The sequence below is a fragment of the Euzebyella marina genome, assembly GCF_003687485.1.
In the GTDB taxonomy this organism is placed as follows: domain Bacteria; phylum Bacteroidota; class Bacteroidia; order Flavobacteriales; family Flavobacteriaceae; genus Euzebyella; species Euzebyella marina.
The window spans coordinates 1,990,051-2,003,801 of the sequence record NZ_CP032050.1; the positions used below are offsets into that span (position 1 = coordinate 1,990,051).

6 protein-coding genes are annotated in these 13,751 nt (G+C 40.1%); 4 read left to right on the plus strand and 2 right to left on the minus strand.

Annotated features, from left to right (window positions below; all coding sequences use genetic code 11):
* Window positions 1-21: 21 nt before the first annotated feature.
* Window positions 22-4,464, plus strand: coding sequence for a chemotaxis protein CheB (locus D1013_RS08325; protein ID WP_121848390.1), 4,443 nt, complete (start codon window positions 22-24; stop codon window positions 4,462-4,464).
* A 28-nt stretch (window positions 4,465-4,492) separates the two neighbouring features.
* Here the strand turns inward: D1013_RS08325 and D1013_RS08330 are convergent, their stop codons facing one another.
* Complete coding sequence (locus D1013_RS08330; protein WP_121848391.1) at window positions 4,493-4,939, minus strand: response regulator; 447 nt, start codon at window positions 4,937-4,939, stop codon at window positions 4,493-4,495.
* Between the two features lie 305 nt (window positions 4,940-5,244).
* Window positions 5,245-5,658, minus strand: a complete 414-nt coding sequence (locus tag D1013_RS08335; RefSeq protein ID WP_121848392.1) for a response regulator — start codon at window positions 5,656-5,658, stop codon at window positions 5,245-5,247.
* Window positions 5,659-6,340: 682 nt separating this feature from the next.
* On the opposite strand from D1013_RS08335, the gene D1013_RS08340 reads away from it, so the two are divergent.
* The 3 genes from D1013_RS08340 to D1013_RS08350 are packed head-to-tail and all read left to right on the plus strand — an operon-like array spanning window position 6,341 to window position 13,736.
* Window positions 6,341-9,427: a SusC/RagA family TonB-linked outer membrane protein gene (locus tag D1013_RS08340; RefSeq protein WP_121848393.1), complete on the plus strand. Its 3,087-nt coding sequence runs from the start codon at window positions 6,341-6,343 to the stop codon at window positions 9,425-9,427.
* Between the two features lie 52 nt (window positions 9,428-9,479).
* A complete protein-coding gene (locus tag D1013_RS08345) occupies window positions 9,480-10,988 on the plus strand; it encodes a RagB/SusD family nutrient uptake outer membrane protein (RefSeq protein ID WP_121848394.1) in 1,509 nt (502 codons plus the stop codon).
* Between the two features lie 54 nt (window positions 10,989-11,042).
* On the plus strand, window positions 11,043-13,736 hold the full coding sequence (locus tag D1013_RS08350; protein WP_121848395.1) for a c-type cytochrome: 2,694 nt from the start codon (window positions 11,043-11,045) through the stop codon (window positions 13,734-13,736).
* Window positions 13,737-13,751: the final 15 nt, after the last annotated feature.

Below are 13,751 nucleotides of genomic sequence, written 5' to 3' on the forward strand. Positions count from 1 at the left end.
TTCATGTAACCCGACTTTTGAATGGAACAACCCCAAGATTTTTTTATTGTAGGAATAGGCGCTTCAGCAGGTGGGCTAAAAGCAGTTAGAGATGTTTTAGACTATATGCCGAATGATTCGGGAATGGCTTTTGTCGTAGTTCAACATTTATCACCAGATTTCAAAAGCCTCATGCCCGAGCTTTTGGCTACACATACCAAAATGCAAATATTTACCGCTGAGCATAATCAATTGATTCAGCCTAATTGCATTTATCTCAATCAGCGTAACAAGAATTTGGGTATTAAAGACGGGCGGTTCATATTATTGGAAAAAGCACCCAAAGAACACTTAAACCTTCCGATTGATATCATGCTGAAAATGCTCGGTGAATGTTATGCGGACAAGGCTATTGGGGTTATATTATCTGGAACGGGATCAGATGGTTCTCGAGGTATAAAGACAATCAAAGAGGCAGGGGGCACCATTTTCGTTCAAGATCCAGAATCGGCTCAATTTGACGGAATGCCTAAAGCGGCCATTGCTACCAATTTGGCAGATTATGTACTACCCGCTAATCAGATAGCGAGCAAAATTGTCAAGTTCACCAATAACAATCTGATTATAGAGGGTGATGTAGACGACGAAACGTACGATGAAAAGAACTACCAGTCCATCCTTTTTGAAATACAAAAACATACCGGTGTCAATTTTAAGAAGTACAAGGCCAACACCCTATTGAGGCGTATTGCTAAGCGAATGAGCTTGAGAAATATAGATACTTTGCAGGATTACTACATCTATATAAAGGGCAATGCGGACGAGCTTCTGACTCTGCAGCAAGAATTCTTGATTGGTGTAACCAGTTTTTTTAGAGATTCGGAAGCCTTTGAAATTATTAGACATACGGCCATACCGCACATTTGCCAAGTAAAAAATAAGCTTGAAAATATTCGTATATGGGTGGCGGGTTGTTCTACGGGTAAAGAGGTCTACAGCATAGCCATGCTTTTTGATGAATACATCAGAACCAATAATCTTGACCTTGACATCAAGATATTTGCAACCGATGTTGACAAAAATGCACTTAGAAAAGCTAGTTCTGGCTCGTATTCGATAAATGAGGCCGAAGAAATAGGCCAAGGTTACCTTGACCAATATTTTGTAAAGTCGGGCGAGCGTATTCAAATAATCAAACGTCTGAGAGAGAAAGTGGTATTTTCATATCATGACATTACGAACGACCCTCCTTTTATTCAGGTCGATTTAATCGTATGCCGAAACCTATTAATTTATCTGTCAAGTAATACTCAACAAGGCATTCTTTCAAACTTTCAATTTGCTTTGAACAAAGACGCCTTCTTGTTTTTAGGCAGTAGCGAGTCGCTCGGTAAAATGGGTAATTTATTTAAAACGGTCGATTCGAAGCATAGAATTTTTCAATGCATCAAGAAAAAGAACCAAGCATTTCGTAATAGGTCTATTCAAGATACCTCATTAAGTTTTAAACGACATGAAGTTCCGCATTTCCAAATTAGGCAATCGAATAAGTTTACTGAGGCGCAACAAGGAGAGCTTTTTTACTATAAATATTTAAGTAAAAAATATGCCCCGGTTACCGTATTTATCGACGATGACTTCAATGTGCAGTTTATTCAGGGTGACTTTAAGAAGTGGTTCAGTCAAACAGATGGCATGTTTACAAATAACCTCTTAGGGTTGGTGCCTCAAGAACTATCAACGGTTATACGAAATGGTATCAGGCGAACTATCAAGCTCGATAAACCGATTACCATAAAGAATCTGTTGATTGATACGGAGAAAATAACCATGACGACCGACTTATTTTTTGAGGAGGTAAAAAATACCGAAAGTGGAAATAAGCTTTTTCTGGTTCAATTTGGTGAAAGTGTCAAAGAGGAATCCGCAGAACAGATAATTCTGTCGAATGAAGATATTTCGAATATCTCGAAGCAGCGTATTGAAGATTTAGAATATGAACTTAAAGAGAAAAGAACCGAGCTTCAGAATGTAATTGAAGAGCTAGAAACGAGTAACGAAGAGCTTCAAAGTTCGAACGAGGAGTTGATGTCTTCCAATGAAGAACTTCAAAGCTCGAACGAAGAGCTTCAATCGGTCAACGAAGAGCTATATACGGTAAATACCGAGTTTCAGGAAAAAAACAAAGAGCTTGAAAACCTGAACAATGATATGAACAACCTTTTGAACAGCACCGATATCGGTACGTTGTTCTTAGATGAAGAGTTGAATATCAGAAAGTTTACACCTGCTATCAAAAAGATTTTTAATCTAGAGGATAGAGATTATGGTCGTTCAATAGACAGTTTTGCTTCTGAGTTCGAAGATGCTACCAGAAAGTCAATTATCGAAGACTGTCAATTGGCACTGGAAGAGTTGAAGACTTTTGAAGGTGATGTTTGTGACCGAAAAGGTAATTGGTATCTCAACCGTATAAGCCCGTTTATAACCACGGATAAGAAAATAGAAGGGGTAGTCGTCACTTTTGTTAATATCAATGAGATTAAAGAAAACGAACAGGCATTAACCTTAAAATCGGAAGAATTAGCGAAGGCCCAAGAGGTAGCAAGAATGGGTAGTTGGCGATTAGATGTTGCATCAAATGAAGTTTTTTGGACAGAAGAACTTTATAAAATGTACGGTTTTGACCCAAAATTACCGCCACCACCATATTCTGAACATCAAAAATTATTTACCGAAGAATCATGGAATTTACTCAGCGAATCGCTTAATAGAACTGCCAATGAAGGGGTGCCTTATGAACTGGAATTGGAAACGACCAGAAATGACGGGTCGCACGGTTGGATGTGGGTCACCGGTAATGCCTATAAAAATAGCAGGGGAGAGATAACCCACCTTCGCGGAATTGCACAAGACATCACCGAACGTAAAAATTTATACGAAAAGCTTTGGCACGAAAAAGAGTTTTCAAGTAAGATTACGGAACTATCGGCTTCCGGAATTTATGTATACAGTTTTGTGGATCGACGCATTACCTATATGAATTTTCAATATGAGACCATATTGGGGTATGAAATAGGGGAGATTAATTCAATGTCCGATGACGAGTTTAAAAAACTGATACATCCTGATGATAGAGAGGGCGTTAAAAACCATTTGAAAAGTCTAAGTAACGGTGCTGCTCCGTGCAAGATAGAATATCGTATCAAGCATAAGAACGGGGTTTATATTTGGTGTTATTCCATCGATTCTCCCTTTGAAAAAGACGCTTCCGGAACGGTTACAAGTTATATAAGCGTTGTTATCGATATCAGCGAGAAGAAACAGACCGAACATAATTTACAAGTGGCCTTGGCAGAAGCGAACTCGGCTAACATTTATAAAAATCAGTTTTTGGCCAATATGAGCCACGAAATCCGCACTCCTTTGAATGGGCTTGTTGGTTTCGCCCAGTTGCTTCGCGAAGATATATTGGATAAGGCTTCTACAGATGAATATGTTGGCATTATAGAAAAATGTAGTAAGCAATTGCTTGATTTGGTCAATGATATACTCGATTTATCAAAAATAGAGGCAGGTGAGCTGAATATGCAATTTGGCCCTTGTAACTTAAATGAATTGATCAAAGAAGTTGAAGTTACCTTCAGGGCAATAAAAGACCAACGCAACAAGAGTAAGATAGCCATAGAGACTTATGTGCCTCTTGAGAGTAGCGAGTTAGTTGTTGAAACAGATGGCTCACGTTTAAAGCAGGTATTGACCAATTTGGTGGGCAATGCGATGAAATTTACGGTTTCGGGTACCATTAGGTTCGGTTATGAAATTAAAAATGACCGTATTGTCTTTGCTGTATCCGATACCGGTATTGGAATGACCCAAAAAGATCTGGAAATTATTTTTGAACGCTTTCAGCGTGTGGAACATAAAGACAAGAAACAATACGATGGTACAGGGCTAGGCCTGGCTATTTCTAAAGGAATAATGGGCTTGCTAGGTGGTAATATATCCGCCGAATCTGAAAAAGACAAAGGCAGTACTTTTACTATTGATATTCCTTTCGAAAAATGGAATGAAAATGAGGTCGAAGAAGAGGAGGAAAAAGAGTTCGATTTAGAGGTATTTAAAAATAAACGAATACTTATTGCCGAAGATAACCCTACCAATAAGCATTATTTACAAAAATTGTTCGAACCTACCGACCTCAATATAACCTGGGCCAATAATGGAAAAGAAGTGGTAGACCTCTTCAAGAAGGATTCTGATTACTCCTTAATTTTAATGGACATTAGAATGCCGGTTATGAACGGATATGAGGCGGCTGAAGCAATTCTCGAAATGAAACCTGATACTCGAATTATAGCCCAAACGGCCAATGCCATGACAAGTGATAAAGAGAATTGTATTGCTTCAGGTTTTGTAGCTTATGTAGCCAAACCGGTTTCAAAAAGTGAAATGTATGCCCTAATGGCTAAATGGATCAATTAAAAAGGAGGAAAGTGAATTTGTCAAAGCGTTAATTCATAACATTAATAATAGCCGTTCCCCCCATTTTATTTCTTTCGACCGAGCGCATGGTACGTTCCAGAGCGGTTACCAATGCATTGAAGTTAGAAGGTTTGTGTAAGTACCTATTGGCCCCCATATCAAATAGCTCTTCAATTTTACCCATGTCAAGAACAGTAGAGTATATCACTACCGGAACATCATTAAATTGATAGTTCTCCCTGATATCTTGAAGGCATTCCTCCCCATTCATCATGGGCATGAACAGGTCAAGAAAGATAACGTCGGGCAATTCGGTTTCTGAGTGTAAATCGGCCATTAGGTCAACCCCGTTGTCGAACATCTTTAGGGTAAAATTGGTGTCGACCATTTCAAGGGCATCACTAAAAATTTCTTGGTCTTCCTGATCATCATCTACCAAGTAAACGACTTTATTATCTAGATTTTTCCCATACATAGAGCGCTATTCTTTGCCGAAATTGAATAAATTTTTATTGGTCAAATAAGACCCACTAAAGTAGTCGTGCCTCTGTAGTGTATGTGCTCCAAAGCATCAAACTTTTAATCCTATTCAATGAGCAAGAGCATTTTAACATAAGAATGAGCACAAACTATTGGGCATGCGAAGAATTGGTGAATGGATAGTTAGCGCTATAAAATCAGGGTGAATAATTGTGGAACTGGTAAATAACCCACTAAAAAGAGTAAGATTTTAAAAAAAAGTTAATGCAAGGCAGTTGATTAGTGTTGGCTGAAATATGCTCAGACTTGCTCTTTAAGTGCCTGATTGGTAAAGATAATATCAACATTGGCTCTACTCAACGGTTTAATAAAGCGCCTTCTTACCTTAGATCTTATTTCTTCAGTGGCTTTCTCTAAGCAGTTGCTGTACGAAGAGGCCATATAAATATCCATTTCTTCTAAAGGAATTCCTCTTTCAAAAGCCTCCTCTAGAAATTCAAAGCCATCCATTTTGGGCATCTGCCAATCCAACAAAAGAATATCGGGTAGGCGTAGACCACCGTTTGATAGTTTCCATTCTTCAAACCAACTTAATGCCTCGATTGGGCAATCATAGGAAAGTATTTCCGAGGGCTGGCCGTGTCGTTGTAGCTTGATTCTCATATCAAATTGAGATACGAGATCGTCATCAATTAACATTACTAGGGGAGTCATTTAAGGTAATTTTTGAAGTATAATTCCTACTTCTTATAAAGATAATGTAAAATTATATAGGAAATATATTATTTGGGCAAAAAAATGCAAAATTCTCGTTTTATTTAAATTTTCTACTATAAATAGCAGATATGATAACTTTTTCTTAACTGAATCGGATATCAATAATATGGTAGCTCTGTTTTTTACTGGCATTTTGATAAAATGACCTTCATTTGCCTTTATTAAAGTATGTATTTTCCTCTCGGTTAATTAGGTGCAACCTTCTGTAATTAAGCTTGTCAGAATTCTTGTAAGAAATTTTTCAGTGATAGGGGATATTAAAGGTTAGCTCATTATAAAAGAATTTTGCAATAAACCAATGGAATATTGACCACCGCTTAGAAACTTATCATACACAACTCTTCATTCTAACTATTCTACCTCAAAATTCGATGATTCTAGAAGAGCAAAATCAAATGAGATTTAGATAAAATTTACTGAATTACAATAATAGGTGTGTAATTGACAATTTTAGGCCTAAAATTAATGAAGTCGTTGAAAATTTTCTATCTGTTTTTATCGAATTAGCAGGATACTACAGGATAGCGAAAACGATTTCGAAAGATACATTTGAACTAAATCGGTAGAATGCTGAACTCTATCGACTTGAACTATTCGCTAACTGACTTAATTAATCACTATGAAAAAAATCCGATTTGGGTTAAAAACCTTGTACTTGGTTTTGGCCCTATTTTTATCTTTTAATGCATTCGCCCAAAGCACTTCGGTCTCTGGTACGGTGGTATCGGCTGATGACGGCTTTGGCTTGCCGGGTGTAAATGTTATCGTAAAAGGTACCACTAACGGTACGGTTACCGATTTTGACGGCAACTATACTTTGAATGTAGCGGATTCGAACGCTACCCTTGTTTTTTCCTATATAGGTTTTACTACCCAGGAAATTCCATTAAATGGCCAAACTACAGTAAATGCAACTATGACCGAAGATGCCACGGCCCTTGATGAAGTGGTGTTGGTAGGTTATGGTACACAGATTAAAAGACAGGTAACGGGATCTGTACAGACAATCGAAGCACAAGAGTTGGCCGATTTGCCGGTTTCACAAGTAACACAAAAGCTGCAAGGTAAGCTTGCAGGTGTACAGATCAATCAAACCACAGGTAAGCCTGGTCAGGGAATGTCTGTACGTATTAGGGGGCAACTTTCTGTTTCTGGAGGTAGCGAACCTCTTTATGTCATTGATGGTTTTCCGATTTCAGGGGGAATCAACAACTTAAACCCTGATGAGATTGAAGACATTACCATTCTTAAAGATGCAGCATCAACCTCTCTTTATGGTTCGAGGGCTGCCAACGGGGTGGTACTCATAACAACCAAAAATGGAACTGTTGGTGAGACCAATGTAAGTCTTAACACTTCAACGGGAATTCAGCAGGTGCCTCAAAGGGGTAGGATCGATATGATGGATGCCGTAGAGTTCGCCCAGTTCAAAAAAGAATATTACGAAGATCAGGGTGATCCAGTACCCGCCATTTTTCAAGACCCTTCTCAATACGAAGGAAAGACCAACGACTGGTATGGTGCTCTATTAAGAACATCGCCTGTGCAGAACTATAACTTGACAATTACCTCAAATAAAGAGAAATTACGTACTGCGGTAGTTGCCGGTTTCTTTAAGCAAGATGGGGTTGTTATCAATTCTGATTATGAGCGTTATTCGTTAAGGGTCAATTTAGATTATAATGTGTCGGATAAAGTAAGATTGGGCTTCAATATTGCCCCGTCCTATATAAAAGACAATACGCCTCGTAGTGACGGTGATCGTGGTGTCGGTATTCTTTTCAACGCCCTTCATACTTGGCCGATTATGCCCATTTACAATGAAGATGGTACTAGAACGACCTTCAATAATTTTCCTGCCGAAACAGGAAATATTTTCTCATACGCCAACTGGTTAACGTCGGCTGAGCAAATCAAAAATGAAAATAAGAACGTCAACATACTTTCCAATGCTTTTGTAGAGTATGAGCCGATTGATGGATTGGTTATAAAGTCGAGCTTAAATGCTGAAATATATAATGAGAAGTATGAGTTCTTTAGTCCTTCGACCGCTACGTTTCGTATCAATGTGCCCATTCCGACCACATCGGAAGCCATTTGGGAAGATCAAAGAGACTTTTCTTATTTGAATGAAAACTTGGCGACCTATACCAAGAGTTTCGGTGATCACAATTTCTCTCTTTTAGGGGGATTTAGTTATCAGAAGTTTAGAAGAGATTTTAATAGGATAGCTGCCAATACGTTTGCAGACGATCGTTTGCCAACCATACAGGGCGCCGCGAATATTGATAGAAACGGCACTTTTGATAATATTCAAGAATGGAGCCTGGTATCATTCCTATCCAGATTGACCTATAACTATAAAGGTAAATACCTGCTTACGGCCGCGGTGCGTAGAGATGGTTCTTCAAGATTTGGTTCAGGAAACAGATGGGGTAACTTCCCATCCGTATCTGCTGGATGGATTATCTCCGATGAAGCCTTTATGGAGAATCAAGAAGCTATTAACATGTTAAAATTTAGAGCAAGTTACGGTGTTACTGGTAACAATAATATCGGTAACTACACCCAATATGCTTTAATCAATAACCGAGTGAATGCGGCATTTAATGATGAATTTGCTCCAGGTTCTGCAGTGAGTTCTTTATCAAATTCTAATTTAGGTTGGGAGACTACTAAACAATTTGACATAGGGTTTGACTTGAGTCTTTTCAATGATCGTGTTTCTTTCATTTACGATTACTACACTAAGAACACGACCAACCTTTTATACAATGTACAGGTGCCTCAAGAATCCGGTTTTACCAACTTTAGCGATAATATTGGTGAAATAAAGTTTTGGGGTCATGAATTCGCTCTGAATACAGTGAACACCACGGGTAAATTCCGTTGGACAACCAACGCAAACATATCCTTTAATAGAAATGAAGTGGTGTCGCTTGCAGAAGGTATTGATCGCGTCTACGGTACCTTTCACATAACCCAAGTTGGCAAACCATTCGCTCAATTTTATGGTCATATAGCTGATGGTGTTTACTTGAACCAACAAGATTTAGATAGTTCTCCGCAAGTACCGGGTAGGTCTACGGTAGGTAGTATCAAATTGGTTGATGTTAATGGGGATGGTGTTATTACCAATGGTGGTGACAATGATGACCGAGCGATTATGGGTAATCCTTTCCCTGATTTCACTTACGGTATCACCAATACGATCAAATATGGTAATTGGGATTTTTCCGTAATCGGAACAGGATCTCAAGGTAACGATGTTCTGGTTCGTCACCTTTATAGTACAACCAACCTTGATGGTGTATTTAATTTGTTGTCAGATGTTAAATACAGATTTAGATCTGTAGATAACCCTGGTAGAGGCTTCTATGGTACAACAGTAGGTGGCGGTAATGTCACAGGTATTGAAAGAGACTGGGTAAACAGCCGATTTGTGGCCGATGCCTCGTTCTTTAATATTCGAAACATTACATTGGGCTATACTTTAGGCGGTGTTGACCGTTTCTTCAAGTCTGCCAGAATCTACGGTTCAATTCAAAATGTACACATTTTCACGAAGTACTGGGGTGGTCCAAACCCAGAAATCAGTACAGAATCTGATGGAGACGGTGATGGAGGTAACTTGAGTCCAGGGGTAGACCTATCGGGGTACCCTGTTCCCCGAATTTTCAGTTTAGGCGTAAACCTGAACTTTTAATAGGCTGGATAATCATTAAAAAAGAATTAGACTCTTCTAAAAAAATAATACAATGAAAAAAATATTCTCAATTCTTGTAGTGCTGGGGGTACTGGCTACAGGCTGCGAAGATGAATTGACCATCTTTCCAGAAGATTCCTTGAGTGTTCCCACTTTTTATAAAACAGAAGTTGATTTTGAACAAGCTGTTAACGGTGCCTACGCTCCATTAAGAACTGTGCTGAATGGTACAGGGGGCGGTCCATCAGGTATTTATCTAAAAGAAATGCATTCCGATAATACCTATTATGCTCGTAATACAGCTTTCGGAGCGACCGAACAACAAGAAGATCTTGCCGATTTTGCGGTACCTACCGATCAAGGTATTACTACCAATGTTCATGTTCAAAATGTATATGTTTATAATTATCAGGTAATTGCCCGTACCAATCAGATTTTAGCGACCATAGATGAGGCTGAATTTGATGGAGCCGCCAAGAACAACATCAAGGGTCAGGCTCTGTTTTTAAGAGCTTTGGCATATTTTGATTTAGTGCAATTGTTCGGTAGTGTACCTATGCACTTGGTGCCAGTACTATCCCGTGAAGATGCGGCTTTACCACTTTCTAGCGAGGATGAACTATATACTCAAATAATTAGTGATGCTAGTGAAGCGATTACCTTACTTCCTTCAAAATCACAGCAAGACCCAGGGAGGGCCACTTCAGGTGCGGCAAGAACGTTGTTGGCAAATGTTCATATCGTAAGAGAGCAGTGGGCTGAGGCTGAAGCTCAAGCAAGAGCGGTTGTTGAAAGTGATGAGTACATGTTGATGCCCGATTATGCAGATGCTTTTTCAGGTAACAGCGGTAATAAGAATAACATGGAATCAGTTTTTGAGATTCAATATAAGGAGGGAGCTGAAGGTTTGAATGGCACTTTCCTTTATTATAGCCTTCCTTGGCCTTTAGACGCTGAGGAGGTAGGAAGTTTAATGCAAACATCTAACCCACAGCCCTTGAGTGGTGAAGGGAATAATATTCCTACACCGGATATACTAGCAGCCTACGAAGATGGAGATTTAAGAAAAGATGCTTCAATAACCTATGTAAATTCTAGTGGAAGTTTTTGGAGAGATGGAACATATCCTATAATCAATAAATTTTTAGAGCCACATTCACTTCATTTTAATCATGGTGTTAATTGGCCAGTATATCGCTATTCTGAAGTATTGTTATTTTTAGCCGAGGCGCTTGAAGAACAGGGCGAATCGGGAGAGGCTCTGATATATCTGAACCAAGTTCGTACGCGTGCGGGTCTTGGGGATCCCACTGGTGATTTAGGGGAAGCCATTTTTAACGAGCGCAGGGTCGAGTTGGCTTTTGAGAACAAACGTTGGTTCGATTTGGTTAGAACAGGTCGCGCCGTAGACGTTATAACGGCTTACGGAAACCGAATCAAGGCAAACCCTAACGATTACTATTATCCTGAGGGAGCGGAACCTAGAGGTAATGCCTTCTCCAATATAAGTCTGAGATATGGTCTTCCGGCGTCTGAATCGTCGTTGAACCCGAATTTTTAGTACCTTCAAAGGCATTAAAAAATCTAACTGAAATAAATTATCAAATTAAGCCAAATGATCAAAAAAATTCTTCTGCTTGCAACTGCGCTTCAGCTAATGGTCTCGTGTGGAACGGACAAAGGAGGTGAGGCGGAAACCGCAGAAAACCAAGATCCGAAAATTGCCAAATTAAAGCTACAACCTGGTTTTAAGGCAGAGCATTTATATAGCCCGGGTGAGGCTGGTACCGGTTCTTGGGTTTCAATGACCTTTGATGACAAGGGTAGACTGATTACTTCTGACCAATATGGGGCACTCTATCGTATGGAGGTTGCACCTATCGGTTCTGATGACCTAACACCGAAAATTGAAAAACTAAAAATTCAAACAGGTGAGCAGGTCGCAGATTCCGTTGTTCAAATGGGGTACGCCCAAGGTCTTTTGTATGCCTTTAACAGTCTCTATGTAATGATCAATCACTGGGGCGATGAAGAATTTGAGAAAACCAGTGGTCTTTACCGTTTGCAGGATACCGATAATGATGATCAATATGATAAGATTACCCTGCTCCAGGCCCTTCATGGGGCGGGGGAGCATGGTCCTCACAGTATTATTCCATCGCCTGATGGAAAGTCTTTGTATGTAATTGCTGGTAACCACACCGATTTACCTGAAGATGTGGCTACTTATAGACTGCCTAAGAACTGGGCCGATGATAACTTGTTTCCACAAATTAAAGATCCGCGTGGTCACGCAAACGATAGAGGGGCACCAGGTGGGTGGATAGCCAAAGTAGATCCGGAAGGAAAGAATTGGGAACTGGTAGCTGCCGGGTTTAGAAACCCTTATGATTTAGCTTTTAATGAATTGGGAGACATGTTCGTTTACGATTCCGATATGGAATGGGATTTGGGTATGCCTTGGTACCGACCTACACGAATTTGCCATGTTACCAGTGGCGCCGAATTCGGTTGGAGAACCGGTAACGGAAAATGGTCGCCTGCCTACCCTGATAACTTACCTCCGTTAATGAATATTGGTCAGGGATCACCTACCAACGTCATGTACGGCAGTAGAGCTAACTTTCCTGAAAAGTATAAGCACAGTGTTTTTGCATTCGATTGGAGTTTTGGTATCGTTTACGGTATCGAATTACAACCAGAAGGTTCTTCTTATAAAGGGGTGAAAGAAGAGTTTCTTTCAGGGTTGCCATTGCCTTTGACCGATGGGGTCATCGGGCCTGATGGTGCCATGTACTTTATGACCGGAGGTAGAAGGTTAGATTCTGATTTATACCGTGTTTATTACGATGGTGACGATAAGGTCGAAGGTGCGGGCACAGCTCTTGCCCAGACAGATGCCAATAAGAAGAGAAAAGAATTGGAAACTTATCATTTAGGAGCCAAAGAAGGAGCTGTTGAGGCTGCCTGGCCTTATTTGAAAAGTGATGATAGGTTCTTGCAATATGCCGCTAGAATAGCGGTTGAACATCAACCAGTCGATTCTTGGCAACAGAAGGTGTATGATGAGACCGATGCCATCGCTAAGATTCAAGGTGCCATCGCTTTGGCAAGACAGGGTAATTCGAATCAACAGAGCAAATTGCTTCAGGCCTTGACCGAAATTGACTATGTAAGTCTTAATACGGCTCAACAGGTCGACCTGGTACGCGCTATAGAGCTCACTTTATCAAGAATGGGTAAGCCGAACAGTGCATCACAACAAAAAGTACGTTCTTATCTAGCTTCACATTATCCATCTGAGACTGATGTTCTTAATCAGCTTTTAAGCAAGACCTTAGTTTATGTGGGCGAACCAACGGTTGTGTCAAAGACATTGGCACTTTTAGAAAATCCTCAGGGTGAAAATGCTTCCGTAATGGCGAACACCGCTACCGAGGCTGCCGATCTTATCCTCAGAAATCCACAATATGGTATGGATATCGCCGAGACACTTAAGAACATGCCTCCGGCCCAAAGTACTTACTATGGTACCGTTTTGAGTGGTGCTACCAATGGATGGACTCCGGAATTACGCGAAGAATATTTCAAATGGTTCTACAAGGCCTTCTCGTTTAAAGCGGGTAGAAGTTATATCGGGTTCATCGATAAAGCTAGACAAGGTGCACTGTCGCACGTATCTAAAAGTCAGTTTGAGATGTATAACGAAATGTCGGGAGACTCTTTGCTGAGCAGTTCCGGTAATGATTTGGTATCCAATGCGGTGCAGCCAAAGGGGCCTAGAAAAAACTGGCAAGAAGAAGATATCGAGCCTTTATTGGCCGACGGATTAAAAAACCGCGACTTTGAGCAAGGTAGAAACATGTTCTTGGCCACCAACTGTATTACGTGCCATAGTATGCGTGGCGAAGGCCAGAATATTGGTCCTGACCTAACACAGATTGGTACGCGGTTCTCACCGGAAGATATGATGAAGGCAATTATAGATCCGAACGATGTTATTTCCGATCAGTACAACTCTACCGTGTTCACGCTAAAAGATGGTAATTCAGTAGTAGGACGTTTGATCAGTGAAAATGATTCGGAATATAAAATTAGCCAAAACCCTTACGCACCGGATGTAATTAGAAGTATAGCCAAAGATCAAGTGCAAAGCACACGTATGTCGACTATTTCATTGATGCCTCCAGGTACGATCAATCGTTTGGGGCCAGATGAGGTAAAAGACTTATTGGCCTATCTGGTTGCCGGTGGTGACAAAGAAAATCAGATTTTTTCGGGCCAAGACCAAGCAGAGGCGGGGCAATAAGAATATGAATAATTA

What these genes read in the sequence shown, in the direction of transcription:
- D1013_RS08325 (WP_121848390.1), top strand. Translation starts at nt 22, where the DNA reads ATGGAACAACCCCAAGATTTTTTTATTGTAGGAATAGGCGCTTCAGCA.
- D1013_RS08330 (WP_121848391.1), bottom strand. Translation starts at nt 4,939, where the DNA reads ATGTATGGGAAAAATCTAGATAATAAAGTCGTTTACTTGGTAGATGAT.
- D1013_RS08335 (WP_121848392.1), bottom strand. Translation starts at nt 5,658, where the DNA reads ATGACTCCCCTAGTAATGTTAATTGATGACGATCTCGTATCTCAATTT.
- D1013_RS08340 (WP_121848393.1), top strand. Translation starts at nt 6,341, where the DNA reads ATGAAAAAAATCCGATTTGGGTTAAAAACCTTGTACTTGGTTTTGGCC.
- D1013_RS08345 (WP_121848394.1), top strand. Translation starts at nt 9,480, where the DNA reads ATGAAAAAAATATTCTCAATTCTTGTAGTGCTGGGGGTACTGGCTACA.
- D1013_RS08350 (WP_121848395.1), top strand. Translation starts at nt 11,043, where the DNA reads ATGATCAAAAAAATTCTTCTGCTTGCAACTGCGCTTCAGCTAATGGTC.